This is a genomic window from Ferruginibacter sp., assembly GCF_028288465.1.
GTDB lineage: Bacteria > Bacteroidota > Bacteroidia > Chitinophagales > Chitinophagaceae > Ferruginibacter.
In genome coordinates this window covers 39,021-64,727 of sequence record NZ_JAQBNR010000050.1, presented here as the reverse complement: position 1 = coordinate 64,727, position 25,707 = coordinate 39,021, and the positions used below count along the sequence as shown (strand labels likewise).

Below are 25,707 nucleotides of genomic sequence, written 5' to 3'. Positions count from 1 at the left end.
CGCCTATGCAGCCGTACTTTTATCTTCAACATTTTTTTGTATAAAAGAATGTACCTGCTGTTGCAGTTTAACTTCTTTTTCTATTAATTTTTTCAGCAGGGTTATTTGATTGTTTGTCCTGTACAGGTTGTGATTCGGGTAACTGGCGCCGTAATAAATATTATTCATCAGGTGATCTGCAAGAAAACGGATGGCCTGCATATAGATCATAAACTTACCTGCATAAACAAAATGGTCAATTTCTTCTTTACTTAATTCGTATTGCATCTCACCCAGGTAACCCTCTACAATAGCAGCAAAATAATCTTCTCTTATTTCAATTTTTGAAAAGTCTTTTTCTTCTTCGCTCACCGGGCTCACATAGGTTCTGATCATATCCCCCACGTCGCTGATGAAATAGCCGGGCATGATAGTATCCAGGTCAATAACACATAAACCATTGTTGTCTTCATCCAGCAAAATATTGCTGATTTTGGTATCGTGATGTGTTACCCTTTTTTTGAAAGCAGGGCTCTTTTTGATGGATTTAAATATTTCAGTAAGGTGATAATTGGCTTTAATAAAGTCAATTGATTCCTTTGACTGTTCGATCAATTCCGGCGTAGTGCCGGCCAGCGCATTTTCAAACTGGTGATACCTGAAAGATAAATTGTGAAAATCGGGCAATGTTTCCTGCAGTTGGGTACAATCAAAACCGGCAAGCAATTTTGTAAACTTGCCAAATTGTTTGGCTGCTTCATAAGCCTCTGCCGTACTGTTTACTACATCGACGGTATGCGATCCGGCAACAAACGGAAACATCCGAAAATAACCGAGTTCCGTATCATGTACCAGTTCCTCATTACTGAGTGTTTTTACAGGTGTTGTAAATAAATATCCGGGTGCATGCTTATTTAAATAAGTTGCCAGCAATTGTATATTGCCTGCTATTGCCTGCGGATTTTTAAAAACCTGGTGATTGATGCGTTGAAGTATAAAAATTTTGCCGCCGGCTGTTACTCGCCATGTACTGTTAATAAGGCCATTGCCGAATAATTGTACACTACAATCTTTTATATTGATACCGTATGCTGGTAACACTTTTTGCCACATATTATTAAGATAGAAAACAAACCTAAACAAAAGCCTGCGAGTAGCGATGTGCAAACGATTGCGCCGGTTTGCGGGTAAAAATAATATTTTATAACACCTGGTCTGCTATGTTATTTTCTTTAATCACCAGCTGAGATTCAAGAATTATTTTATAGTACGTATTTGTTCCTTCCTGTCCGCTGTCCTTATTGCTCAGCAGTTCCAGCAAAGTTTCGGTTGCTTTTTGGCCCTGCAGGTAGGGAAACTGTTCTACCGAAGCCATGGGGGGAAAGGCCGTATAATGGCTGATAGGCAAATTGGCATAGCTCACAAAGCAAATGTCTTTGTTGATGCGTAACTTTTGCCTGCGGGCATACTGCACCGCATCCAAAGCAACATAATCGTTGAAGACTACAATGGCCGTGGGTTTACGTTTCAGCTTTAATAAATGTTCAGTTGCAGCGTAAACCTTATCGGTACTTAAATCGCAGTTTACCACCAGGGTAGGGTCAAATTTCAACCTGTTTTTTTTCATAGCTTGTATGTAGCCTTCTTCTCTTTCTTTGCTGGCAGCCAGTTTTTCAGGTCCGTTTAACATACCGATTATACGGTGGCCTTTCTTTATTAAAAAATTGATTGCCTGTATAGTGCCCGAGATTAAATTGCAGGCGACATAATGAATATCGGGCATGTCTGGTATCCTGTCGAAAAAAACAACGGGTATATTATATCTTTTTAAGGATTCAAAGTGATCGTAGTTATTGGTTTTATTGGCGATGGAAACCAGCAGGCCATCCACGCGGTGGCTTTTCATAGTTTCAATAATTTGTTTTTCTTTTTCTTCACTATCATGCGATTGTCCCATCAGCACCGTATACTTATTTTTATAGGCACAATCTTCAATACCACTGATGGCTGCCGAAAAAAATGCTTCTGACAATTCGGGTAATACAACACCAATGGTAAATGTTTTTCGCTGTTGAAAAAAAATAGCTGTTTGGTTGGGTTCATAGTTCAATTCTTTCGCCAGCTCCTGCACCCGCATTTTTGTACGCAGGCCAATGCTGCTGTGATTATGCAGAGCCCTTGAAACGGTAGAGGCAGAAATATTCAATCTCCTGGCAATTTCGGTGATGGTCGGCAGTTTGTTTTCCATTTTGCAACTTATTAAAATTTATGCAGGCAGGGAAATATTTGTGCAAACGATTGTCATCAGCAACAGCGCATTTAACAGGCCGCGGCGATTTTTTACATAAAAATTTTTGCTTTACTTTAGCGGCAATTAAAAAATCAATCTCTTATTAAATAACTGTCCAATCTATTTCTTAATCATGGTTATGGTACACAGCCGGGCTTTGCCAATTTATTAATACTTTAAAATACAGGTAAGAAGGCTAACAACTCACCACGCAAAAAATGTATATGAAACATAAAATTGACTTTACAGATTCACTCGAAAAAATTGCCGTAAAAATATTCCCCAACTCTGCGTCCGGATCGGTGTATGTGGCACAGGTAATTGCAGATTTGATCAGGACAAAAGAGGCCGAAGGAAAAAAATGTATCATTGGTTTGGCCACGGGCTCTTCACCCAAAACATTGTATGCCGAACTGGTGCGTATGCATAAAAACGAAGGGCTAAGTTTTAAAAATGTAATCACATTTAACCTGGACCAGTATTATCCCATGGAAGCCGATGCATTACAGAGCTACCATTACTTTATGCGCAAAAATTTGTTTGAGCAAACTGATATTGATCCCAATAATTATTTTTTGCCGGATGGTATGGTGCCAAAAGATAAAGTAAAAGAACACTGTGCAGCATACGAAAAAAAGATAGCAGATGCCGGTGGATTGGACCTGCAAATATTGGGAATTGGTGTAAACGGGCACATTGGTTTTAATGAACCCGGCAGCGGCATTTATTCAAAAACAAGATTGATTACTTTAGATAACAGTACCCGCATTGCCAACAGCTACGAATTTGGTAATATGAGCCAGGTGCCCCGTATGGCCATCACAATGGGAATTAGCACCATCCTAAAATCAAAAAAAATAATTTTAATGGCCTGGGGGCATGCTAAAGCGCCTGTTATACAAAAAGCAGTTGAAGAAGATGATACAGAAGAAATACCTGCTTCTTTATTACAGAATCATGATGACTGCACTTTTGTAGTAGACGAAAGCTGTGCAAGTGAACTTGCCCGTTTTAAAAAGCCCTGGCTTACGGGCGAATGCGTTTGGACCGACACCATGATTAAGCGTGCGGTAGTCAACCTGGCGCTGGAGTTGAAAAAGCCGGTATTAAGCTTAACCAACAATGACTATAATGATAACGGATTGAGCGATCTGCTGGTGGAAAGAAACGATGCATATGAAACCAATTTAAAAGTGTTTTATATGCTGCGGGATAGTATAACCGGCTGGCCGGGGGGCAAGCAAACAGAACAACGTTTTCACCACCCGGAAAGAAGTGAGCCGTTTCCAAAAAGATCAGTTATTTTTTCTCCTCACCCTGATGATGATATTATCAGCATGGGCGGTACTTTCATGCGTTTGCACGACCAGGGCCACGAGGTGCACGTCGCTTATCAAACCAGCGGTAATATCGCGGTTACCGATGAATTTGTAACCAGGTTCATCGATTTTGCAGTGGGCTTCGAAAGCATGTTCGACATTGATGAAACAAAAAGTAAAACCATCCTGGAAAATGCAATCGCTTTTTTAAAAACAAAAAAATCTACAGAAATAGATACAGCCGAAATAAGGGCAATCAAGGGGTTGATCAGAAGGTGCGAGGCGAAAGCTACCTGTAAATATGTAGGTCTTACAGATGCGCAAATACACTTTCAAAACCTGCCATTTTACGAAACAGGCACTATTGAAAAAAGTCCGATGGGAGAAGGAGACGTAGCGATAACTATTGAATTGCTAAGAAAAATAAAACCTCACCAGATATTTTGTGCAGGCGATTTCGCAGATCCGCATGGTACCCATAAAGTTTGTTTTGATGTTGTGATAGAAGCTTTGAAACGAATCAGAGAGGCTGGCGAGCCATGGCTGGATGACTGCTGGCTGTGGCTTTATAAAGGAGCCTGGCAGGAATGGGATATTACTGAAATAGAAATGGCCATACCTATGAGCCCCGACCAGGTGGTTAAAAAACGCAATGGCATTTTTATTCATCAATCTCAAAAAGATACCATACCATTTCAGGGAACAGACGACCGGGAATTCTGGCAGCGGGCTGAAGAACGCAATGCCAATACCGCAACATTATATGCGCAATTGGGATTAACTCAATATGCGGCAATGGAAGCTTTCGTGAGATGGCATTATTAGAATATAACCAACTTAAATTATAACAAATGGGTGCAGCAAGGCACCCATTTTTGTTATTGTTTAAGCATCAAAGACGGAAAATATTTCTACAGTCTTTTTCCCACTCCATAATTTTATCCGCTGGTTGTGGAAATTGATTCCCACCTTATAAGCAATTTTATACTGAAACCATTCTGGCACAATTATTAATCTTATAGTTTCGGTTTTCATAGGATATTGGACAAAAAACGAGGCTGGATTTCTATCCTGGCTTCTCTTCTTAAATCCTTCTAACAATAATTAATTAAGAATCATGAGCGCAAAAAGGAATTTATTAATCGGAGTCGGAATAGGAGCGGTATTAGGGATATTGTATGCGCCACATAAAGGTTCCAAGACCAGAAAGCTGATCGCTAAAAGAGGATCAGAATTTCGGGACGGATGGGAAAATTTAAAAGAAACTGTTGGTAATGTATTTGATAAGGGTGAACAAACTAAAGACGAATTGTTAGATGAAGGTTCCGCCACTACTTCCTATGCAAGCGCTTCACTTCATGATCAATGGGACTTATAACAGTCATTATTTAAAAGTATTTATTCTCCGTTTATATCCATATTCCCCTTCCTTAATCCTATTTATATCTCGGTTTTTATTTATCCTTATTCATAGAGGTCTCCCTGCGATGCAAGTATTTCCCGGTATTTATTAAACAATTTTGTTTTTGAAATAAAACCAGCAAACTTTTTATCTTTATCCAAAATAGGCAGGTACCAGCTTTGTGTTACGTCAAATTTTTCCATTACGGTATGCATATCCTGGTCTGTAGATAAGATCGCTGCAGGCTTTTTCATCATAGACTTGATGGATACTGAATTATAACAATCCGGCTGAAAGAGTTTCTGTTTAATGTCATTCAATTCAACGATTCCCATAAACCGTTCTTTATTATCTACAACTGCAAAAATATTTTTTTCGCTTCTTTTTATTACCTCAATCAAATCCTTTAGTTTTTTATCAGGCCCAATACTCTCATATTGTTCCTGTAGCATATCTGCCAGCACAATAGAGGTTAGAATATTCCTCTCCTTTTTATGCGTAAAAATTTGTCCTTCAAGTGCCAGCTTTTTTGTTTCCATCGAATATGGCTCATAGCTTTTTACAATAAAAAAAGAAATGGAAGAAACAATCATCAGAGGGATAAATAATTCATAGCCATTGGTAATTTCTGCAATCAGAAAGATAGCTGTCAATGGACAATACATTACGCCGCTTAAAACGCCGGCCATTCCGACCAAACTAAAATTACCTTCCGGTATTTTAATTACAGGGATAGTATTAATCAGCTTAGAAAAAAAGAAACCCAGGTAGGAACCGGTAAACAAGGAAGGCGCAAAGTTACCGCCATTACCGCCGCCACCAATTGTGATGGCCGCAGCTACTGGTTTTAATAAAACGATAAAAGCCGTAAAGGCAATCAGCGCCCAGTTTTCATTTAGCAAAGAAAACAGGGTAGTATTATCACTGAATTGTCTGAAATCGCCATTGGCAACAATTTTTACACTTTTGTAGCCTTCTCCAAAAAGTGGTGGAAAAATAAAATAAATCAGCATAAGTATTCCTCCGCCCAGTAAAGCCTTTGCATAAGCATTGAGGGTACTGCTGTGCAATTTTTTTTCTACTTTTTTAAATGTTCTTGCATAATATAAAGAAACAAAGCCGGCCAGCAAACCCAGTAAAATGTAGAAGGGAACATTTTCGTAATTGAAAGTCTGTTTCAAAACAAAATTAAAAAGCGATGCTTCCTGCAAAATTATTTTGGAACACAGCGCACCTACTACTGATGAAATAATCAATGGAATAAAATAGCTAACAACTGTTTCTGTCAGTAACACTTCAATGGCAAAAATAACCCCTGCGATGGGTGCGTTGAAGACCGCAGAAATTCCCGCTGCCGCGCCGCAGGCAATCAGCAAAGTACGTTCCTGGTAATTAAAATCTGTTATGCGGGCAATGTTTGATCCTACTGCAGAACCGGTTGCAACAATGGGCGCTTCCAATCCAACAGAGCCGCCCAGGCCGACTGTTATTGAACTGGTAATAATATGCAGATAACTGTGTTTTAAAGGAATGAAAGAAGATTTCCGGGCTATGGCTTGTAAAACCATAGCAATCCCTTTTTCAATATGGCCGCCAAAAAAACGCTTTACGATAAACACCGTCAGCAACAACCCGAATGTGGGAAACAGCAGGTATGCAAACTTGGTAACAGGTATATGTTCTATCCAGTGCTGAATATAGTGCACCAGTGTTTTCAACAGGACAGCAACCATCCCTGATACAAAACCTGTCAGCGTGGCGATCACCATCAAAAACTGCATCCTGGTAACTTTAGTACGCAGAAATTGAAATATATATTGATAGAGTGCTTTAAAAAGTGCCAATTAAAAAATTTTAAGTCAAAATTTTATCATGCAAAGATAGGCTGACCTCAAGGTAATTCTTCACGGGATAATAAGGCCGGTTGATCAAAAAGAGTAAAATGTACAGCTGATCGTTTAGCCGCCTATTTTTTTATTTATACCTGGTGATAGTTTTAATAATTCTTGCATGTTTTTTCACCATCCCATAAATAACATACCTGCACCGCATACAAAAATTGTTAAACCTCCGAGAGCATGCACATAACGCTCCAGCCTTTCTGTTTTTACAAAAGCTATGCCCATAAAACCCAGTATCACCATTGCTATCATGGTAATTAATGTCACTGCTGTATAAGTTGCTATCAACAAAATCATGCCACCCCAGCTGTTTTTTGCGGCAGGAAAATAGAGTAGCGGAATCATCGGTTCGCAGGGGCCTAACATAAAAATGATAAACATTACCCAAGGCGTTATTTTATGCCGGTCTTGCGGTGCAACGGCCTCACCGTGGTGGTGTTGATATACATAAATTTCACCGTCGTTCTGCAGGTCAAAATGTTTATGAGGTTTGTTTTTATATGCCCGGTATAAGCCCCAGGTTCCATAAATAAACCCAAACACCAACATCACCCAGCCTGCAATGCCGCCACGAATATTTTCCATCCAGCTTAGTTTTGATAAACTCCAGCCAATGGCGGCGCCGCCCAAACCCAGCAGCACAGAGCTCCAGACATGACCGCATCCGCAAACAACAGTCCAGCCAATGGTTTTCGCAAACGACCAGCCCCTTGATTTGGAGAGCGCAATAAAAGGCAAATAGTGGTCAGGTCCCGAAACGGTGTGCAGGCAGGCAACAGAAATAGCAGCAAATATAAGTACCTGCATTTCAGATTGCATACGGAATAATTGTATGGTGAGCGTTTAGCGGAAGAAGACTTGCAATCATTTTTAAGCAATCAAATAATTGCTCTGCCTTTTGACCAAGGATGCGTATAATGAGGCCGTTTACGGGTGCAGCCGTGATGCCAAAACTTGTATCTTTTTGCGCAGTTAATATTTCGGTTAGCTGTGCCATTATTTTTTTTATATCTGCCTCTTCATTTAAATATATCAAACTGGCCTGGTGTGTAAAACCCTGCAACTGGCCGATCGTAGTTACATCAATCCATGCTGGCTGCATTAATAGATTTTCCTTTATTACCAGGCGATCATTCATAAAAATTTCAGTAACGGTGTGGTATTTCGCAAACAGAAAAACTTCGCCATTTAGTTTGCGACCACAGGTTAATATCTCTCCAAAAACCAGGTTACAATGATTGGTTAAAAATATTTTATTGTGTGATGAAAAGCCGGACTGTTCATGCGGTACGCAAGGATGCGGAATAAAATAAAACGATGCACCTGCAGCAAGCCGGACTTCCATTTGCTGACAGGCCTGTTCTGCCATTGTAAACAAGCGCTGGTAAGATTGTGTATGCAATTGCAGCGAACATTTTTGCTCCAGTTCAATATTAACCTGGTATTCGTCTCCATCCAGTATGCCCGGCGATGAACTCATCAGCATTAAACTCAGCGTATTGCCATTTCTGTCTTCGGTAATATTGGCCACTTTAAATGGCGTAGTGCAATAGCAGTTTTTAAGACGGGTGCTGTTGTTGATATAACTGGTCTGTATCTTCAGTTCTGCCTTCATCTGTACAAAGCAGGTTCGTCAACAGTTTCCAGCAAAGCATACCTTTTTATCCAGCCAATTACACTGTTCAAGCCTTGCAGGCTCATGAGGTTGGTAAAAATAAAGGGATTGCCGTTGCGCATTTTGCGGGCATCTCTTTCCATTACCTGCAGGTCGGCATTTACATAAGGGGCAAGGTCAATTTTATTGATCACCAATAAATCACTCCTGGTAATACCGGGACCACCCTTGCGGGGTATTTTATCGCCTTCCGCCACATCAATTACAAAAATGGTAACGTCCGCAAGGTCGGGACTAAAGGTGGCAGATAAATTATCGCCGCCGCTCTCAATAAAAATAATTTGTACATCCGGAAAGCGTTGCGCCATTTCTTCTACGGCTTCCAGGTTCATGCTCGCATCTTCCCTTATCGCTGTGTGCGGGCATCCGCCCGTTTCAACACCAATAATTCTTTCGGCAGGCAGCAAACTGTTGTGTGTTAAAAACTCCGCATCCTCTTTTGTATAAATATCATTGGTGATAACAGCCAGGCTGTAGTCTTTGCTCATGGCCCTGCTCAGGCGTTCTATCAATGCTGTTTTGCCAGAACCCACCGGCCCGGCTACACCAATTTTTATGTAATTTCTTTCCGTCATTTTAAATTTTTTGAAGCCAGCAGTTGTCTTTCAAATGAGCATCGTTGTGTCACTCCCTTTTACTATTACAGCTTTTTTCACCGCTTTCTCACAATCAACACATCAATAAATGATCAGGCATTAAGACATGTATAACCTTGAATACAATTGCTCGTGCTGCATGCAGGCAATATCAAAGCCAGTACAGCACAAACCTATTAAATCTTTATCAGGTTCCATCGAATCCGTTGCCAATTGCCTTATCAAAGGCTGAAGTGAAAACAACAATTCCTGCCCGTCCTGTTGCCCTAAGGGGATTAGTTTAACACTGTTTGTTACAAATCCTGCTGCTGCATTGTAATAAAAACCGGTGAGCGCATCTTTTTTGTCAATACCCAATGCAGATGCATACATACCGAAAGCAATACAATAATGCCCGGCGGCCTGTTGTAATTGAATGGCCTTTTGATATTGTGCTGTAAAACTATTTTCACAAACCGGTTGAAATATCTTTATTAAACGAATGCCCAGCTTCTGGCTAGCCTGCCGCATTTCAGCTGGTAATTTTACCGCATTGCATTCGTTATCGAGTGCGATTATTCTTGTAAAATCATTTTGTTTTGCAGCATCAAAAGCAAGTGAAACAAATGTAGCATCCGTGTATTGTAAATTGCGGGCAAGCATTTCTGTGATAAATGTTTTTGCTGTAGCAGTATTCTTTACAATCCCCTGCTGTACATACGTTTCTAAGCCCGCAGAGTGGGCGTAGCCGCCAATGGGCAAAGTGGGATCTGATAATTGTAGCAGACTTAACAGCGCAGTATTCATTCAGGATCGGTAGTTAATTTCATGATCCTGTTAAACAAACAATTGCTGCTGCTTCCATGCGGGGCAACCGTAGTTTTCAGCGGAGATATTAATTTTCGTCTTGCTTTTTCAACAGCATATCCGCTGCTGGTCAACAGCTGAAAAAGGGGCTCTTCAAACGCCACCAAAATTTCGTCATCCTGATAAAACAAGGGCAAATGTTTGTTGCCAATTTCATAGCAAACCGCAGCTACTTCATGCATTGATCTTGGCCGGATAACAATGGCATCGCATTCATTGATATCAACGGCTATCAGTCCAAAATCATCTTCATAAACAATATCACCCACGCCAAGTTGGGGATTTTCATTTAAAAATTTCATGCTCAGTTCCCGCCCCAAAACAGTTTTTTTATGCAGTATGCGCTTATTGGTTTCGTACCAATCCAGCAATACATAATCAATGTTCCTGTTGTTGATGGCGAATAATTCCAGGTTCCCTATTTTTTCTTTTACCAGCATTTTAATATTTAAATTTACTAATTAGCTGATGGGCTAATGTTTTATTTGATAAACGAAATTTTTTCACGTGCAGTTGCGCAGAAAATAAATCGTGCAATTGAAATGCCGCTTTAAAATAAAAAATACCGTTGCGTCAAGGGCAGTTCAGTCAGCGGAGCGCAGGTTATTTTTTCTCCGTCCACTTTCACCTCATAGTTTTCAGGGTTCACTTCAATCAGCGGTGTTGCATCATTATTTATCAAATCTTTTTTAGAAATGGTACGGCAATTTTTTACAGGCAACACCATCTTTTGTAAACCATAACCCTGTACAACATTTTTTTCCAAAGAAAGTTTGGATACGAAGGTTGCACAAGTTGTGTACAAGGCTTTTCCATATGCTCCAAACATGTGCCGGTACATTACAGGCTGCGGTGTTGGAATGGATGCATTAGGATCGCCCATTTTTGCTGCAATGATCATTCCACCCTTTATAATCATTTCCGGTTTTGCGCCAAATAAAGCAGGTTTCCACAACACGATATCCGCCAGCTTACCTGCTTCTATCGAACCAATATAATCCGAAATGCCATGGGTTATGGCTGGGTTAATGGTATACTTGGCAACAAATCTTTTTACCCTGAAATTGTCGTTGTTGTTTTTTTCATCTTCCGCCAGCGGCCCCCGCTGCACTTTCATTTTATGTGCTGTTTGCCAGGTCCTGGTAATTACTTCAGCTACCCGGCCCATTGCCTGGCTGTCGCTGCTCATCATGCTAAATACGCCCATATCGTGCAAAATATCTTCGGCTGCAATAGTCTCTGGCCTTATACGGCTGTCAGCAAATGCCACATCTTCCGGCACATTTTTATCCAGGTGATGGCATACCATCAGCATGTCTAAATGTTCATCAATTGTATTGATGGTATAAGGCCGCGTTGGGTTGGTTGATGAAGGCAATACATTTGGGTACATCGCTGCTTTGATAATATCCGGCGCATGACCGCCACCTGCACCCTCGGTATGAAAAGTATGTATTACTCTGCCGTTGATAGCGTTTATGGTATCTTCCAAAAAACCGCCTTCATTCAGTGTGTCGGTATGTATGGCTACCTGCACATCATGCTTATCCGCAATTTGCAGCGAGGCATCAATTACAGCAGCAGTGCTGCCCCAGTCCTCATGAATTTTTAACCCCAACGCACCGGCTTCAATCTGTTCTTCCAGCGGCGCCAGAGAGGCGCAGTTTCCTTTGCCAAAAAAACCCAGGTTCATAGGAAATGCTTCGGCAGACTCCAGCATTTTTTGAATATTCCATGCACCGGGCGTAACCGTAGTGGCATTGGTACCATCGGCGGGTCCGGTACCACCACCAATCATTGTAGTGATACCACTAAACAAGGCATGGTCAATTTGCTGCGGACAAATAAAATGGATATGTGTATCAACACCGCCGGCTGTAGCAATTAACCCGGCACCGCCGTGTACTTCGGTGCTGGCACCAATAATCATATTGGGTGTAATGCCTTCCATTGTATCGGGGTTGCCTGCTTTGCCTATGCCCACTATTTTTCCATCTTTAATGCCAATGTCTGCTTTTACGATACCCCAATGGTCAATGATTATTACGCTTGTAATAACAAAATCCAGCACGCCTTCTTTTCGGGTAGCGGTGGCTGATTGTGCCATTCCATCGCGGATGGTTTTGCCGCCGCCAAACTTTGCTTCATCACCATATACGGTAAAATCTTTTTCAATCTCAATTAACAATGCAGTATCGCCCAGCCGGATTTTATCACCGGTTGTAGGACCGTACATGTTGGCATATTTTCTTCTGCTGATATGTAAACTCATGCCTTGTTATTTTTAAAGTGACGGGACTGTACCAATTCCATGGCGTGTTCTTTTGCTGAAGCAGAACTGGTTTCGCCATTTGCCAGGTTGTTAAAACCAACCAATTTTTTAGCGCCACCGAATGCTACCAGTTCCACTTCTTTTTCTTCTCCGGGTTCAAAGCGAACCGCAGTGCCGGCTGCAATATTTAAACGCATACCAAAAGCTTTTTCGCGGTTAAACTCCATTTGTTTATTGACTTCAAAAAAATGAAAATGGGAGCCGACCTGTACCGGCCTGTCTCCGCTGTTTACAACTGTTACCCGGGCTGTTGCTCTGCCGGTATTGCATTCGATATCACCTTCAGCCAAAATGTATTCTCCTGGTATCATAAAAGAAGTTTAAGTGAAATAGTATTTTTCGAAAAATAGATGTGGGTATTTTCTATTTCAATCCAAATTTAAAGACCTTCATTTGAAGGGATAGTAGTTGCCGCTTTGATTGGATCATGTACTGTTACCAGTTTGGTGCCATCCGGAAAAGTAGCTTCTATCTGTATCTCATGTATCATTTCCGGAATGCCTTCCATTACATCGGCTGATGTAAGAATAGTACAGCCGTACTGCATGAGTTCGGCTACCGTTTTGCCATCTCTCGCGGCTTCCTGCAAATGACTGCTGATAAGCGCAATGGCTTCGGGATAGTTTAGTTTAAGCCCTCTTGCTTTTCTCTTTTCTGCCAGTTCTCCGGCTAAAAAAAGCAACAGCTTTTCACACTCTCTCGGGGATAAATGCATGGCTAAAATAATTATTTGATTAGTTCAACCGGCATGCAATCGTAGTAATCGTTTTTGAAAGATGTTAAGATAAGAAAAAACAAAATACCACCGCTTTTGTTTTTTTATTGTGATGGCAATAAAGTTTTTGTTTAAACGATTTATATCTTGAAACCAAGCAATCAACAGATTGTTAACCTGAAAAACCACTGACTATTGAAACCTCTTTTCTGTAAGTCCTTTTTAAAAGGCAGTTTATCCGTTTGTACCATTTATTCAGCAAATTTATCCCGGCATTCATGTTCCATTAAATGGAAATTTTGATTGGTCAATTTTGTTTTAGCAGGCATAATCATTTATCAACAGCTTATTAATAAAGTATGCGTAAGCAAAGCATGAGCATTATCTTTTATAGCAGGCATTATATTGATATAACTTTTTAAAATTCTTAATACTAAGGCGTAAAATTCTACAGTTTACCTTTTTATTGTTAGGCACGACAGAAGAGCAAAGACCCCGAAATTGGACGGGGTCTTCTTCTTTTTACAGATGCATAGCGCCACCTACCAGCTGACAAATGAAGCCGACCAGCAAGCCTGTATAAATTTCTTTTGGAGTATGATCGCTGACAATTAACCTTGCGGTACAAACGAGCCCTGCGATTAAAAATGCAGCGCTTAAAGGCCAGGTCATTAACATGGTATTTTGCTGCATTATTACATAACAAATACCAATGAGCCCACCCATGCCAATGGCATGCATGCTTATTTTAAAATAAATATTGGCAATTAAGGCGGCAGCTGAAGAAATAAAAACACCAAACATAAACGCCACCAATATCCTCGGTATTTCTGGTTGTTCTCTTAAGGAGTACTGCGCCCAAAAGAAAAATATCATGGAGGTTATGTAAAGCAATATCCGGTCCTGCTGGGTATAGAAAAAAACAGTATCAATAAAACCCAGCGCTTTCAGCAACAAAACAGTGATTAACGGATAGGCCACCGCGTTAATAGTAACCATCAGCAATATTCTTGCTTTATAAGGAACACTAAATCCGGAAAAATACGAAGGGTGAACAAACGCTAAAAACCAGCCTACATAAATCGGAAGAAACAATGGATGAAAAACAACCGAGATAATATGTGCGAGCAATCTTATAATAAATGGCTGGTTGTTTTTTGCAGCCGGCTCAACATTGTCCCGAAAAGACAATTCAGTATTCAGCATTTGATATTTTTTGTTATCCTGGTTCGGGGATGATTTATAATTCTTTTCTCAGCCTTGCCACCGGCACATTTAATTGCTCACGGTATTTGGCTACTGTCCTTCTTGCGATATTGTAACCCTTTTCCTGCAACAGTTCAGTTAAACGTTCGTCGCTCAGCGGGCGCTTTTTGCTTTCACCTTCAATTAAATCGCTTAATATTTTTTTAACCTCTCTTGTACTTACTTCTTCGCCACTGTCGGTTTGTAAACTTTCACTAAAAAAGAATTTTAACCGGTAGGTACCAAATTCTGTTTGTACAAATTTACTGTTGGCAACGCGACTAATGGTACTGATATCAAGATTGGTTTTTTCTGCAATGTCCTTCAGGATCATTGGCCGCAGTTCTGTTTCATCGCCGGTTATAAAAAAGTCATACTGGTAATTCATGATAGCATCCATCGAACTCAGCAGCGTGTGCTGTCTTTGTTTTATGGCATCAATAAACCATTTGGCTGCATCAATTTTTTGTTTGATAAACAATACCGCCTCTTTTTGCCTTTTATCTTTTTTTGAACCCTTGTCGTAATCCTTCAGCATATCCCGGTATCCTTCGCTGATTCGGAGATCCGGCGCATTTCTGCTATTGAGCGTAAGCTCTAATTTGCCAGCATTGTTGATTATAAAAAAGTCGGGAATTACGTAACCTTCCCCCTTGCTGCTTTCACCGATATTGCCTCCCGGCTTGGGATTTAATTTTATTATCTGGTTGATGATCTCTCTCAGCTGATCATCCGTAATATTTAAACCTCGCTGAATTTTCTCGTAGTGTTTCTTTGTAAATTCTTCAAAGTATTTATCCAGTACTTTGATAGCCATTTCTACATGTTTACCCTGGTGCACATTTCTTTCCAGCTGTATCAGCAGGCACTCCTGCAGGTTGCGGGCGCAAACACCCGGCGGGTCAAATTGCTGAATCTGCAAAATAAGCTGGCTGATTTCTTCTTCATCTGTAATGATGTTTTGCCTGAACGCCAAATCATCTACAATAGCGCTTATATCCCTGCGCAGGTAACCATCATCATCCAGGTTACCAATAATTTGTTCGGCTACGGCTTGTTTATGTTCGTTCAAGCTTAGCTGGCCCAACTGTTCAAGCATGAGTTCATTGAAACCAGTTTCTACCTTATGTGGTATTACCTTGCTGTCATCCTGTTCCGGATAATTTTCGTCCCGCATTTTATAATCTGCGATATCATCATCTCCATCCTGCACATAATCACTTATATCTATGCTTTCGTATTCGTCCTGGCTGCCATCTGGTTCAAATTCATCCAGTGGCGATTCAAATTCTTCTGTTACATCATTCTCAAACTCTTCCGCTTCTTCTTCTTCCCCGGTTTCAAGGGCAGGATTTTCTTCCAGTTCTTCTTTTATGCGCTCCTCCAGTAATGCTGTGGGCACCTGCAACAATTTCATTAGCTGAATTTGCTGCGGCGATAATTTTTGTAGTTGCCGTTGATATAATCCCTGACTTAATGCCATATGTTTTATTCGGGTTCTTTAAAACGATTAATGAATATTCTTTTTTAATTACCGGTTTTTACTACCAATCCGGAACTATAATTGAAGCGAAGCATCATTGCAGTTTAATTACTGGTAGATGGTAAACATTGGAAATATTGTACAAAAAATTAAAACTTCTGCTCTTATTAAAACGTAAATTTACAAACATTGAAACTTGAAAAGTGTATAAAAAAGCTAAAATTTTATTTTTCTGCATGATTTTTGTTGCACCGGATATTTATTCGCAGGTTTTAGTACCAGTAAAGACGTCTTTGCCGGTAGTTAAAATAGCTTCAAATGCAGCTACAGCAACACTTTTAATGAATCCTACTTCAAGGCAGGTTGCTTCTCCCACACCTTTTTTATCGCCGGGTTATTATGCCTCACATTTAGGTTTTTTTTGCAAACAGGAAATAAAATTGGAAAAAACTGCTAAAATTCCGTTTAAATTTAGATTGGGCAGCGTAGCCGATTGCGACAGAATGGAAGGAAAATTTCGGAGGCATTAAAAAAGGCATATGGGTTACCACATGCCTTTTTTGAAATAATAAATTTATCAGGCTGTTACGTGGTATTCTTTTAAAATTTTATTGATAACTGATTTCATTTGTTCTCCTTTGGTTTTAATCTGTTCTTCTGTCCATGATAAACTAATGGCAGTAGATACGCAGCGTCCCATCACCGCGTTGCTTGCACTGAAATCTTTATTGGCATGATGCATTACAGCAGCTTTTAAATCGGGATGCAAATGATTTAGCGTAATGGAATTTTTGAGGTGATCCCATTTGCTGATATAATGCCAGTTATTTACAAACCAATAAAAATTACCGGCCAAAATTCCCTGGGCTTTCATTTCTGCAACTACTGCTTTGGTTATAGCTTCTGTGGGTAAAAACCAGCTTAAAAAACTACAGCTGTCTCCAGCTTCGTCTGGCACTCTTCTAAATGTAACTTCAGGAATGGATGATAGAATAGTTCTTAGTATTTTGTTATTGTTCCGCTGAATAGATAAAAAATTATCGAGCTTTTTTATTTGGGCCAGGCCTACTGCAGCATGCAGTTCACTGATTCTGAAATTGTAACCTATAAAAGGATGCAAATCTGCACCACGGTCCATACCGCCTTTATGATCATGTCCGTGATCGCTGTAACCGTCGCATGCGGTGTACACATCTTCCCGGTTGGTCATTATCACACCTCCTTCGCCACAGGTAATTGTTTTAACAAAGTCGAAACTAAAAGTGCCGGCATCGCCAATAGTACCCACTTTTTTACCTTTATAAGTAGCTCCAATGCTTTGGCAGGCATCTTCCAGCAATATCAGGTTGTGTTGTTTACAAATGGCTGCCAGTGCATCCATATCAGCCATACTGCCACACATATGCACAGGCATCACGCATTTGGTTTTTGGGGTGATGGCATTACGTACCGCTTCAGGACTAAGGGTTAATGTATCATCTACATCTACCAAAACGGGCACAGCACCTACAGAAAGCACCGCTTCAAAACTTGCAACAAAGGTGAAGGAAGGTAAGATGATTTCATCGCCATAACCAATACCCAAAGCACTCATCGCCGTGGTTAGCGCAGCCGTACCACTACTTACCAACTGTGCATAGTTACAGCCAAAAGTTGCGCACACGGCGGCTTCCATTTCCTTACTTTTCCAGATACCTTTTCTGGCGCCATCAAAACCATAGCGCATCAGGATACCTGTTTCCAGCACATCGTTTACTTCTTTGCGTTCTTCTGCTCCAAAAAATTCAAATCCTGGCATAGCATTAATTTTATTTATACAATTAAAAACAAAGGTAGATAAAAAGGGTTTGTATGAAAGAAAGCGGCTTAAATAATAGCGGTAAATTTAAAAGGTTGAAACAAGATGTTTGAGAGTTTATCCCATCATTTTATCCAGTCCATTGCAGGGATTACAGCCGGTTCTTTAAAATAATGCAGGCGCAAACTGTCGCTCCAGCCGTTGGGATTGTTTTCAAAAGACTTGCTACTGAAAAATATCATTCCCTGTATATTAGGTTTTGTGCGCAAGGCTTCTATTTGCCTGGGAAGCTGGCTTGTTTCACGCCAGGCCTTATTAACGTTTGCTTTGTAAATCCCGAGGCCGATGTAACACTGCCGGCCAAACGTATGGTTGTTCCACCAGTCTAGTAACAAATCGTAGGGCGCTGTACGGTGACCGAATTCCCAATACAACTGCGGGGCTACATAATCTATCCAGCCATTTTTTAACCATAATAAAATGTCGGCATACAGGTCATCATAATTGCTGGCGCCGCCCCTTGTTTTACTGCCGTTTACCGGATCCCTGTCAACACTGCGCCATATTCCAAAAGGGCTGATTCCAAACTGGCATTTTTTGTTGGTGGCTTTTATAACCCTGCTTAACAGGGCGATGATGGAGTCTGTATTGCTTCTTCTCCAGTCATCTTTTGTTAATCCATTGCCATATTGCTGATAACTGGCATTATCAGGAAACGTAACGCCTGCAATGCGATACGGATAAAAGTAATCATCAAAATGAATGGCATCAATCGGATACCTGTTCACCACATCTTTTACAACGCCGGCTACATATTGCTGCACTTCTTTATTACCGGGATCGAAATATCTTTTATCTCCATAAGTTAAAAACCACTCTGGATGCAATTTGGTGATATGAGTTGCTGAAATGGAAGAAGTACCAATTGTAAACTCAGCCCGGTAAGGATTCATCCAGGCATGAAACACCATGCCGCGTTTGTGCGTTTCTGTTATCATAAATTCCAGCGGATCGTAATAGGGAACCGGCGGCTGCCCCTGCACGCCTGTGAGCCATTCGCTCCAGGGCTCGTACTGGGAAGGATAAAGTGCATCAGCAGCTGGCCGGATTTGCACAATCAATGCATTGATGCCGTTGCGCTGGTGCATATCCAGCAGTTTTATAAATTCTGCTTTTTGAGCTTCGCTGTTGAAATTGCCTTTTGTTGGCCAGTCGATGTTATCTACAGTAGCAACCCATACACCCCGAAACTCAGGTTTTGCTTGTGATTGACTTTTACAGATGAATAAATTGGTAAGGAATAAAAAAAAGAAATATTTCTGCATTATAATAATTAATTGGATTGGCGGATTTTATCTAAAAGTGTGTTTAGTGTTTCTGCTTCTATCTTAGAGAGGGATTTAAAAATATTTTCCATTTTATCTTCTTGAGCATCCAACTTTTCCAGTAGTTTCAAACCTTTACTGGTGATGGTTACATCTACCAGCCTTTTATCAGTTTTACAGGTTATTTTTTTTACCAGGCCCTTTAAAACCAGGCGGTCTACGATGCGACTTGAGTCGCTCATTTTATCCAGCATGCGTTCCCTTATCTGCAAAGTGGATAAGGGTTTGGTGCTTCCTCTTAAGATGCGTAAAATATTAAATTGCTGCATAGTGAGGCCTTCCTCTTCAAATAATTGCTTTAATTGTTCCGTCGTCCAGTTATAGGTAAAAATTAAATTTACCATCGCTTTCTGATGTTCGCTTTTAAAGCTTGCCTGCTTAATATCTTTATCTATACTCATGCCCCTAAATCTTTAATTTCTTTTTCGGTTGTAAATTCATTAATGTAAATTTTAATGAGGATAATAAAATAACTGATGAGCAAAGGTCCAAATATCAATCCTATAAAACCAAATAACTTTAATCCTACTATTACGCCCAGCACGGTGATCATGGGGTGCACATTGCCCATTTTTTTTAACAATCCCAACCGCGTGATATAATCAACGTTGCCGGTAACAACAAAACTATAAATCATTAAGCCGGTAGCGGTATAATTATGACCCGTTGAATAAAGGTAGATTACAAGCGGCACCCAAATGATCATGGTACCCACCAGCGGAAAAAATGCAAACACGCCCGTTACAAAACCCCACATACCCCATTCCTGTACGCCAAATAGTAAATAACCAAGGGCAGCAAAAGCACCTTGCACTATGCAAATAATGGGTATACCCAGGGCATTTGCCTTTACCATTAAAATGGTTTCAGCAGCCAGTTTATCTACATTTTCCGATTTTAAAGGAATGATGTGGTTTAAATATCTTTCTATCTCTTTACCACTTACCAGCAGGTAATACAATAAAAAAAACAGCATGATAAGATTGGTTAAAATAGTTGCAGTACTATTGATCAGGCTGGGTATAAAGGCAGAAATTTTTTGTGAAATAGCCTGCGTATTCTTATCAGAAAATAATACGAAGCCGGTAGTACTTTGAATTTTATCAGAGAAAGTTTTTACACCCTGCATTACGGCTTCCTGGTTATTTATTAATGAATTGATTTTTGGTTCAATCATTATAACAGAAAAATAAACAGGAATGGAAATGATGAGAAGGGAACAAAAAATAAACAGGATAGCCGTTGCTGACTTGTTCCATTTTTTTTCCAGGGTTAATTGCTGAAATAATTTCCTTGTCAGGATGTACAAGGTTATCCCTCCAAGAATACCGGGTAAAAAAATATACAGTTGGTTAATAAAAACAATAACCAGGAAAAGGATAAGGCCTATCATCAGCACCTGGCGTAAGCGGTTGTTGAAACTTATTTCTTTCATATTATTAAATAAGCAAATTATAAACCATTGCGTCAAAAAGCAATGTCGGCAGATATTAAAAGTAATTAATTCAAAAATGAAATTTTGGTAATAGTCAATCCTTCCATACCGAAGCGCCTTCGCTGCAGTTAGCACAGATGTCAATATTTTTGCGGCTCTTCATTAAATCATTGCGGAATTGTTTGTAATTATCGTTCTTCCAGATGGATTTAAAAGACTGTGTTTTTAAATTCCCCAGCTGGTGCAAAGCATCTTTATCAAAACAACAGGGAACAACAAGTCCATCCCATGTAATAACGTTGGCGTGCTGCATCTTCCAGCAACGGTTGGCCAGTTTATTTTTGGGGGTGTAACTGCCATCTGCATTTTTTTTATACCTGCTAAACTTGTCTGTTGCCGGGATCAATTGGTTAGGGTCAGTTTCATAATCGTATACCTGTGCTGTTTTAAAACGAACTTCATCTACCCCCACTTCGGCAGCTAATTTTTTAATGTCGTTTACCTGGTGTTCATTCGGCTTCACAACTAAAAACTGAAAAAACACAAAAGGCGTTTTACTATTCAGTTCTTTCTTCCACCTGACAATATTTTTTGCGCCTTCTATTACCTTATCCAGATTTCCACCAACGCGGTACTGCTGGTAGACGTCCTGAGTTGTGCCATCAATTGAAATAATCAACCGGTCTAAACCACTTTCCACCGTTCTTTTTGCAGCGGCATCATTCAGGTAATGCGCATTAGTGGAAGTGGCAGTGTATATACCTTTTGAAGAAGCATATTTTACCATCTCCAAAAAGTCCGGATTCAGGTAAGGTTCACCCTGGAAGTAAAAAATAAGGTAGAGTAGTTCCTTGTGGATTTCATCAATGGTTCGGGTAAAAAAATCTTTTTGCAACATGCCCGTAGGCCTGGTAAAAGCCCTCAACCCGCTGGGGCATTCCGGGCAACGCAGGTTGCAACTGGTGGTGGGTTCAAAAGAAATGGATACGGGGTAACCCCATTGCACCGGCCTGTTCATCAGCTTGCTGATATAAAAGCTGCTGAGTACTTTGATACCGTTCCAGCACCTTTTAAAAGTGAGTTTGCTGGCCAGGTTGATGGTATCGTTCCAATTGATTTGGGGCATATCACGAAGTTAGTTCATCAACCTATTATTAAACTAAATAACCGGCTTAAGCCAGCCGGTTATTACAATATTTTGACTTCTTTATTTATTAATGTGCTGCTACTCCATTTCAGGAGGGCTGACAAATACGCAATTGTCGGGCACTTTAATTTTAACCGGGGTAAAGCTGAGGTTATTGTTGGTAAAATTATCGTAGTTATTGAAGATAACGTTCAACGTAATAAAGTTCATCACATAAGCTTGTGTTTCTGCCGGTAAAAACTTTTTTACATCCCAGAATGTTGGATTGGTTTTACCGCTTTTTTCCATTGCGTTCCAAACATTTCCAACGCCACAATTATAACTTGCTACTACCAGCAGCCAATCATTGTCCAGGTTCACGCTTCTGTCGTGCAGGTACCGTGCTGCAGCAAGCGTAGATTTATTAAAATTTTTACGGTCGTCTTTTTGCCTTGCCAACGCTTTAAAAAATGCTTTGGCTTTCCTTGGATTTTTTTTAAGCATCTTTTTCCTGTCTTCCGTACTCAAGCGTTTTACGCATTTTAAACCATATTCCTTTGCTACTTCATCCATAAATTGCCAGTAACCTACTGCACCTGCTTTTGATATTGCGTTGCCATCGCCGGCAGACTCCAATAGCATCAATACCGCCAGTTCTTCTGGTAAATTATATTTTTTAAGAACAGTGTTTACCTGTGGCAACATTTTTTTGCTTTTCATTCGCATGTTCTGCAGGTAACCTCTTCTGTTATCGCTGAATGAACTGATATACGCCACTGCTTTTTCTTCATTGCCCTTTAATATTTCCGGGAAAATAACATTTGCCTCCTTTATAATATATTCTTTTTCACTGCGGAGGTCTGCTGAAGCCAACAATACTCTTTTCGAGGAATCTAGCCTGTTTTGAGCTACTGCAGCACTAACAGAAGTTGCCAGTAAAGCACAGGTAATAAAATATTTACTTGCTACCATATCCAGGATTTTTTAATTGACTTTTCTGCTAAGGTTTATGTTACAGCAAAGAGCAAAACTAACGTCTGAGCCCTGTTTAAATTGCTTCCATCTTGTTAAAAAACCGCTTACATAGTTCTGTAACAGCTTACATGTTGGTGATTTTAGACGGCAATGTTGTTAGTTTTATGCACTTTTGCAGCTATTCTTAAAAGGTGGCAAAAAGAAAAAAGCAAACTCCGTCAAAAAAAATACTGATTATTTCCTTCGTGCTATTGGCTGTTACAGCAGCTGTGTATTATTATGGCATCAATTTTTTTTACAAGCCGCGTTTTATTCATTATGATGGTTTTGGTATTGATATTCCGGCCAATTACACTATTCATGGTATTGATGTAAGCCGCCACCAGAGCAAGATTGATTGGGATGACGTAAAGGCGATGCAGATAAAAGACATTCGCATTGGATTTGGATTTATAAAAGCTACAGAAGGTGTTAAAAATGTGGATGACCAGTTTGATAAAAACTGGGCGGAAGCTAAAAAGGCAGATATAGCAAGAGGAGCGTATCATTTTTATGTTCCATCCAAAAGCGGCAAACTGCAGGCTCAAAATTTTATAGAAACTGTAACATTAAAAGCAGGCGATCTTCCACCGGTACTGGATGTAGAATACATCAGCTTTACTACTGTTGAGAAATTGCAGCAGGGAGTACAGGACTGGCTGACGATGGTAGAGGCACATTACCATGTTAAGCCTATCATTTATACCAATGCCTTCTTTTATAAAAATTACCTGGGTAAAAAATTTGACCAATATCCTTTATGGGTGGCGCATTACCTGGTAAAAGATAAACCGAACATTGAAAGGGATTGGTTGTTCTGGCAACACAATGAAACGGGCCAGGTAAATGGAATTGATGCGTATGTTGATTTTAATGTTTTTAACGGCGATAGCGCAGCCTTTAAAAACTTGCTGATAAAATAGTTTGCAAGCGCTAACTTTAAAGAAGACAGAACGATGCCTGATTTTTTGATCTGTAAGCTTTAGCTGAAAATAAAAAACCTACCCTTCCAGGTAAAATCAGGCATCAAAACTCAGACATCAGACATACTTTGGCTGAGCTGAAATAAAAAACTGTTCAATTGTTGCTTTATGGAAGAACCGGACGTAAAATTATTTTTAATACGGATTGTTCAGACAATTTCGATGGCTATTGTTTGGATGCTGGTGAATATGTGTGCCGGAATTTATTTTGGATATGCTTTCTTTGAAGGCGCTCCTTCCCTGGGTAATTACATTTTTTATGTATGGTTTTTACTAAGTTTTGCATGGCTGATTAATTATTTAAGAAAAAAATGGAAGGGATGGAAAGAGATTGGAGAATAGTGAACTTTAATCTTACCAGACAGATAAATTGTGTATTTAAAAATATTTTTGGATTATAAGCAGGCAATTTAACTGCTATGGTCAGCAACAATCAGCCAGTGATTATTGATTTTACGAAACAGCAATGTAAATGTGCCACTTAAATCGCCAATGCTTCTCGCCAGGTGAAACTTACCTACTACGAAAAAATATTCTGCCGACAAACGTTTTACGCTTAACAAATTAAAGTCGAGCTTACCCATTGCCACTGTATCCGGATAATGCTTATTGTAATTATCAAGCGTTTGTTGCCAGCCGTACGTAACACCACCTTTGCCAACAAACATCAGGGAATCGCTTTTCCAGTAGCTGTTCATAAAGTTTTTTGTATCACCATTGTTCCAGTCTTTTGTTTGCTGGGCCAACACATTGCGAACCGCTTTTTGGTCTGCAGATTGAGCAAAGACAGTATTCAAAACAAACAGTAATACCGGTAGCAGTCCTATTTTTCGCATGTGAGGAGTTTTATTCTTTAAAAATAAAGGTTCGTTCACACAGTACAAAGAATGAAACTTTAAAGAGCGTCAGTATAATGCTGGGTAGCAAATAAATTAATGCTGGTGATGAAGTGAACTGCATTTGCTTTGATGACAAAGCCGGTAATTATAAAAATGGGCAGAAATGATGAGGAGTACGGCAATAGATAGAAATAGCAGTTCAAATTTTGGGGCAAATTGTTTTAACACAAGAAAAATAAAACCAATGGAAAATATCAAAACCGGCACTGCAGACCTATGGTGTTTGATATAACCATGAAACAAGGAATAACTGCCCACAATAAATGCCAGGCCAATCATGCCCCACTCAAAAACTAAATTATGGATGATATTGATTCCCAAAATTGGCAGGGAACTGATCAATACCGGCAGCAAAGCGCAATGTATGGCACAGGCTACAGATGTAGCAATTCCCAACGCATCCCAATTGATTTTTATATTCATTTTAAAGAAGGGCAAAGATAGTATATTTGCAATAACGTTGCAAGTTTTGACAAATCAAATGATTTTGAAGCGGCGGTTTTTAACAATGGGTTTGGATGTAGCTTTGTAAAAAAATAATTGTATGAATAAGAAGTGGTGGTATGTAGGGTTCTTTGTGTTGTTATTTGGAGTGTATTTTATCTATGTATTCAGCCAGACTGATATTTCACAATCCAACCTGCCGGTAATTAATAATAATGTACAGGCTTTCTCTTTTACCAATCAAAACGGCAAAACCATTTCTGAAAAAGAGGTTGATGGAAAAGTATATGTGGCTGAATTTTTCTTTACCACCTGTAAAGGAATTTGCCCTAAAATGAACGCCAACATGCGCCGGGTATATGATGCATTTAAGACTGACAGCAATTTTATTATTATCTCACATACCTGCATGCCGGAGACAGATTCTGTACCATTGCTGAAAAAGTATGAACAAAAAATGCTGAATGGCAAGCTGGAAACAAATACAGATGGTACTTATAAAATCGCCTATGACACCTTAACTGGTGATAAACAAACACCGGCCAATCCCGTGTGGAATTTTGTAACAGGCGATAAAACGTCTTTATACAACATGGCCCGTCACAGTTACCTGATTGATAACAATAAACCCGACACATCGCAAAATATAGCAGACCAGTTTATACATACCCAATTATTTGCGCTGGTGGATAAACAAACCAGGGTTAGGGGAATTTATGACGGATTAAAGGAAGCGGAAATGCAGAAACTATTGAAAGACATTGCCGGGCTGCTGAAAGAAAAACATCAGAACCGGGAACTGAAAGGTTATTGATTTAATTATATTCTTTACTGAACGTA

General features: G+C 39.8%; 27 protein-coding genes. 6 read left to right on the top strand and 21 right to left on the bottom strand.

Going from position 1 to position 25,707, the window contains the following annotated elements; all coding sequences use genetic code 11:
* Positions 1-3: 3 nt before the first annotated feature.
* Positions 4-1,092: a phosphotransferase enzyme family protein gene (locus JWR61_RS18905; RefSeq protein WP_301929287.1), complete on the bottom strand. Its 1,089-nt coding sequence runs from the start codon at positions 1,090-1,092 to the stop codon at positions 4-6.
* Between the two features lie 88 nt (positions 1,093-1,180).
* On the bottom strand, positions 1,181-2,227 hold the full coding sequence (locus JWR61_RS18900) for a LacI family DNA-binding transcriptional regulator (RefSeq protein ID WP_301929286.1): 1,047 nt from the start codon (positions 2,225-2,227) through the stop codon (positions 1,181-1,183).
* A gap of 266 nt (positions 2,228-2,493) precedes the next feature.
* On the opposite strand from JWR61_RS18900, the gene nagB reads away from it, so the two are divergent.
* A complete protein-coding gene (nagB, locus tag JWR61_RS18895; protein WP_301929285.1) occupies positions 2,494-4,413 on the top strand; it encodes a glucosamine-6-phosphate deaminase in 1,920 nt (639 codons plus the stop codon).
* Positions 4,414-4,705: 292 nt separating this feature from the next.
* A complete protein-coding gene (locus JWR61_RS18890) occupies positions 4,706-4,966 on the top strand; it encodes a YtxH domain-containing protein (protein ID WP_290339575.1) in 261 nt (86 codons plus the stop codon).
* Positions 4,967-5,052: 86 nt separating this feature from the next.
* On the opposite strand, the gene JWR61_RS18885 is transcribed toward JWR61_RS18890, so the two are convergent.
* From JWR61_RS18885 to rpoN, 11 genes are all read right to left on the bottom strand, one after another.
* Complete coding sequence (locus tag JWR61_RS18885; RefSeq protein ID WP_301929284.1) at positions 5,053-6,834, bottom strand: chloride channel protein; 1,782 nt, start codon at positions 6,832-6,834, stop codon at positions 5,053-5,055.
* Between the two features lie 174 nt (positions 6,835-7,008).
* Positions 7,009-7,710: a hypothetical protein gene (locus JWR61_RS18880; protein WP_301929283.1), complete on the bottom strand. Its 702-nt coding sequence runs from the start codon at positions 7,708-7,710 to the stop codon at positions 7,009-7,011.
* Entirely contained in the window at positions 7,700-8,506 is an 807-nt protein-coding gene (locus JWR61_RS18875; RefSeq protein ID WP_301929282.1) for an urease accessory protein UreD, read from the bottom strand. Before JWR61_RS18875 ends, JWR61_RS18880 begins: the two co-directional genes overlap by 11 nt.
* Positions 8,503-9,141 carry an urease accessory protein UreG gene (ureG, locus tag JWR61_RS18870; protein ID WP_301929281.1) on the bottom strand — a complete coding sequence of 213 codons (639 nt, stop codon included), beginning with the start codon at positions 9,139-9,141 and terminating at the stop codon, positions 8,503-8,505. Before ureG ends, JWR61_RS18875 begins: the two co-directional genes overlap by 4 nt.
* 120 nt (positions 9,142-9,261) lie before the next feature.
* Positions 9,262-9,948: an urease accessory protein UreF gene (locus tag JWR61_RS18865; protein ID WP_301929280.1), complete on the bottom strand. Its 687-nt coding sequence runs from the start codon at positions 9,946-9,948 to the stop codon at positions 9,262-9,264.
* Positions 9,945-10,448 carry an urease accessory protein UreE gene (locus JWR61_RS18860; protein WP_301929279.1) on the bottom strand — a complete coding sequence of 168 codons (504 nt, stop codon included), beginning with the start codon at positions 10,446-10,448 and terminating at the stop codon, positions 9,945-9,947. The genes JWR61_RS18865 and JWR61_RS18860 overlap by 4 nt, the downstream gene beginning before the upstream one ends.
* A 110-nt stretch (positions 10,449-10,558) precedes the next feature.
* On the bottom strand, positions 10,559-12,280 hold the full coding sequence (gene ureC / locus JWR61_RS18855) for an urease subunit alpha (RefSeq protein ID WP_301929278.1): 1,722 nt from the start codon (positions 12,278-12,280) through the stop codon (positions 10,559-10,561).
* On the bottom strand, positions 12,277-12,651 hold the full coding sequence (gene ureB, locus JWR61_RS18850; RefSeq protein WP_301929277.1) for an urease subunit beta: 375 nt from the start codon (positions 12,649-12,651) through the stop codon (positions 12,277-12,279). The genes ureC and ureB overlap by 4 nt, the downstream gene beginning before the upstream one ends.
* A 68-nt stretch (positions 12,652-12,719) precedes the next feature.
* Entirely contained in the window at positions 12,720-13,055 is a 336-nt protein-coding gene (gene ureA / locus JWR61_RS18845) for an urease subunit gamma (protein WP_301929276.1), read from the bottom strand.
* A 522-nt stretch (positions 13,056-13,577) separates the two neighbouring features.
* A complete protein-coding gene (locus JWR61_RS18840) occupies positions 13,578-14,261 on the bottom strand; it encodes a hypothetical protein (protein ID WP_301929275.1) in 684 nt (227 codons plus the stop codon).
* Between the two features lie 34 nt (positions 14,262-14,295).
* Entirely contained in the window at positions 14,296-15,783 is a 1,488-nt protein-coding gene (rpoN, locus tag JWR61_RS18835) for an RNA polymerase factor sigma-54 (protein ID WP_290339586.1), read from the bottom strand.
* A gap of 236 nt (positions 15,784-16,019) precedes the next feature.
* Between rpoN and JWR61_RS18830 the strand changes: the two genes are divergently transcribed.
* Positions 16,020-16,313, top strand: a complete 294-nt coding sequence (locus JWR61_RS18830; RefSeq protein WP_301929274.1) for a hypothetical protein — start codon at positions 16,020-16,022, stop codon at positions 16,311-16,313.
* Positions 16,314-16,360: 47 nt separating this feature from the next.
* On the opposite strand, the gene JWR61_RS18825 is transcribed toward JWR61_RS18830, so the two are convergent.
* The 6 genes from JWR61_RS18825 to JWR61_RS18800 all read right to left on the bottom strand — a co-directional run bounded on the left by JWR61_RS18825 (position 16,361) and on the right by JWR61_RS18800 (position 22,499).
* The gene (locus tag JWR61_RS18825; protein ID WP_301929273.1) at positions 16,361-17,581 is read right to left on the bottom strand and encodes a DegT/DnrJ/EryC1/StrS aminotransferase family protein; all 1,221 of its coding nucleotides are present in this window, start codon (positions 17,579-17,581) and stop codon (positions 16,361-16,363) included.
* A gap of 125 nt (positions 17,582-17,706) precedes the next feature.
* Entirely contained in the window at positions 17,707-18,906 is a 1,200-nt protein-coding gene (locus JWR61_RS18820) for a glycoside hydrolase family 10 protein (RefSeq protein WP_301929272.1), read from the bottom strand.
* A gap of 8 nt (positions 18,907-18,914) precedes the next feature.
* Positions 18,915-19,367: a MarR family winged helix-turn-helix transcriptional regulator gene (locus tag JWR61_RS18815; protein ID WP_290339590.1), complete on the bottom strand. Its 453-nt coding sequence runs from the start codon at positions 19,365-19,367 to the stop codon at positions 18,915-18,917.
* Complete coding sequence (locus tag JWR61_RS18810) at positions 19,364-20,401, bottom strand: AI-2E family transporter (RefSeq protein WP_301929271.1); 1,038 nt, start codon at positions 20,399-20,401, stop codon at positions 19,364-19,366. Before JWR61_RS18810 ends, JWR61_RS18815 begins: the two co-directional genes overlap by 4 nt.
* A 94-nt stretch (positions 20,402-20,495) precedes the next feature.
* Positions 20,496-21,527, bottom strand: a complete 1,032-nt coding sequence (locus JWR61_RS18805; RefSeq protein ID WP_301929270.1) for a radical SAM/SPASM domain-containing protein — start codon at positions 21,525-21,527, stop codon at positions 20,496-20,498.
* Between the two features lie 99 nt (positions 21,528-21,626).
* On the bottom strand, positions 21,627-22,499 hold the full coding sequence (locus JWR61_RS18800; protein WP_301929269.1) for a lytic transglycosylase domain-containing protein: 873 nt from the start codon (positions 22,497-22,499) through the stop codon (positions 21,627-21,629).
* 194 nt (positions 22,500-22,693) lie between these two features.
* Between JWR61_RS18800 and JWR61_RS18795 the strand changes: the two genes are divergently transcribed.
* Positions 22,694-23,464 (top strand): glycoside hydrolase family 25 protein, encoded by a 771-nt coding sequence (locus JWR61_RS18795; protein ID WP_301929268.1) that lies wholly within the window; start codon positions 22,694-22,696, stop codon positions 23,462-23,464.
* Between the two features lie 168 nt (positions 23,465-23,632).
* A complete protein-coding gene (locus JWR61_RS18790; protein WP_290339595.1) occupies positions 23,633-23,866 on the top strand; it encodes a hypothetical protein in 234 nt (77 codons plus the stop codon).
* 68 nt (positions 23,867-23,934) lie between these two features.
* On the opposite strand, the gene JWR61_RS18785 is transcribed toward JWR61_RS18790, so the two are convergent.
* Both JWR61_RS18785 and JWR61_RS18780 read right to left on the bottom strand, forming a co-directional pair.
* Positions 23,935-24,360: a DUF4440 domain-containing protein gene (locus JWR61_RS18785; RefSeq protein ID WP_301929267.1), complete on the bottom strand. Its 426-nt coding sequence runs from the start codon at positions 24,358-24,360 to the stop codon at positions 23,935-23,937.
* A gap of 96 nt (positions 24,361-24,456) precedes the next feature.
* Positions 24,457-24,846 (bottom strand): MerC domain-containing protein, encoded by a 390-nt coding sequence (locus tag JWR61_RS18780; RefSeq protein WP_301929266.1) that lies wholly within the window; start codon positions 24,844-24,846, stop codon positions 24,457-24,459.
* Positions 24,847-24,967: 121 nt separating this feature from the next.
* On the opposite strand from JWR61_RS18780, the gene JWR61_RS18775 reads away from it, so the two are divergent.
* The gene (locus tag JWR61_RS18775) at positions 24,968-25,681 is read left to right on the top strand and encodes an SCO family protein (RefSeq protein WP_301929265.1); all 714 of its coding nucleotides are present in this window, start codon (positions 24,968-24,970) and stop codon (positions 25,679-25,681) included.
* Positions 25,682-25,707 lie beyond the last annotated feature (26 nt).

Bases quoted from the DNA above. Each gene is read 5' to 3' on its own strand.
- JWR61_RS18880 (WP_301929283.1), bottom strand. From the start codon at position 7,710: ATGCAATCTGAAATGCAGGTACTTATATTTGCTGCTATTTCTGTTGCC.
- JWR61_RS18900 (WP_301929286.1), bottom strand. From the start codon at position 2,227: ATGGAAAACAAACTGCCGACCATCACCGAAATTGCCAGGAGATTGAAT.
- ureG (WP_301929281.1), bottom strand. From the start codon at position 9,141: ATGACGGAAAGAAATTACATAAAAATTGGTGTAGCCGGGCCGGTGGGT.
- rpoN (WP_290339586.1), bottom strand. From the start codon at position 15,783: ATGGCATTAAGTCAGGGATTATATCAACGGCAACTACAAAAATTATCG.
- JWR61_RS18905 (WP_301929287.1), bottom strand. From the start codon at position 1,092: ATGTGGCAAAAAGTGTTACCAGCATACGGTATCAATATAAAAGATTGT.
- nagB (WP_301929285.1), top strand. From the start codon at position 2,494: ATGAAACATAAAATTGACTTTACAGATTCACTCGAAAAAATTGCCGTA.
- JWR61_RS18815 (WP_290339590.1), bottom strand. From the start codon at position 19,367: ATGAGTATAGATAAAGATATTAAGCAGGCAAGCTTTAAAAGCGAACAT.
- JWR61_RS18840 (WP_301929275.1), bottom strand. From the start codon at position 14,261: ATGCTGAATACTGAATTGTCTTTTCGGGACAATGTTGAGCCGGCTGCA.
- JWR61_RS18860 (WP_301929279.1), bottom strand. From the start codon at position 10,448: ATGCTGGTAAAAGAAAAAATAGGGAACCTGGAATTATTCGCCATCAAC.
- JWR61_RS18865 (WP_301929280.1), bottom strand. From the start codon at position 9,948: ATGAATACTGCGCTGTTAAGTCTGCTACAATTATCAGATCCCACTTTG.
- ureB (WP_301929277.1), bottom strand. From the start codon at position 12,651: ATGATACCAGGAGAATACATTTTGGCTGAAGGTGATATCGAATGCAAT.
- JWR61_RS18780 (WP_301929266.1), bottom strand. From the start codon at position 24,846: ATGAATATAAAAATCAATTGGGATGCGTTGGGAATTGCTACATCTGTA.
- ureA (WP_301929276.1), bottom strand. From the start codon at position 13,055: ATGCATTTATCCCCGAGAGAGTGTGAAAAGCTGTTGCTTTTTTTAGCC.
- JWR61_RS18800 (WP_301929269.1), bottom strand. From the start codon at position 22,499: ATGGTAGCAAGTAAATATTTTATTACCTGTGCTTTACTGGCAACTTCT.
- JWR61_RS18890 (WP_290339575.1), top strand. From the start codon at position 4,706: ATGAGCGCAAAAAGGAATTTATTAATCGGAGTCGGAATAGGAGCGGTA.
- JWR61_RS18775 (WP_301929265.1), top strand. From the start codon at position 24,968: ATGAATAAGAAGTGGTGGTATGTAGGGTTCTTTGTGTTGTTATTTGGA.
- JWR61_RS18820 (WP_301929272.1), bottom strand. From the start codon at position 18,906: ATGCAGAAATATTTCTTTTTTTTATTCCTTACCAATTTATTCATCTGT.
- JWR61_RS18875 (WP_301929282.1), bottom strand. From the start codon at position 8,506: ATGAAGGCAGAACTGAAGATACAGACCAGTTATATCAACAACAGCACC.
- JWR61_RS18830 (WP_301929274.1), top strand. From the start codon at position 16,020: ATGATTTTTGTTGCACCGGATATTTATTCGCAGGTTTTAGTACCAGTA.
- JWR61_RS18785 (WP_301929267.1), bottom strand. From the start codon at position 24,360: ATGCGAAAAATAGGACTGCTACCGGTATTACTGTTTGTTTTGAATACT.
- ureC (WP_301929278.1), bottom strand. From the start codon at position 12,280: ATGAGTTTACATATCAGCAGAAGAAAATATGCCAACATGTACGGTCCT.
- JWR61_RS18790 (WP_290339595.1), top strand. From the start codon at position 23,633: ATGGAAGAACCGGACGTAAAATTATTTTTAATACGGATTGTTCAGACA.
- JWR61_RS18805 (WP_301929270.1), bottom strand. From the start codon at position 21,527: ATGCCCCAAATCAATTGGAACGATACCATCAACCTGGCCAGCAAACTC.
- JWR61_RS18825 (WP_301929273.1), bottom strand. From the start codon at position 17,581: ATGCCAGGATTTGAATTTTTTGGAGCAGAAGAACGCAAAGAAGTAAAC.
- JWR61_RS18810 (WP_301929271.1), bottom strand. From the start codon at position 20,401: ATGAAAGAAATAAGTTTCAACAACCGCTTACGCCAGGTGCTGATGATA.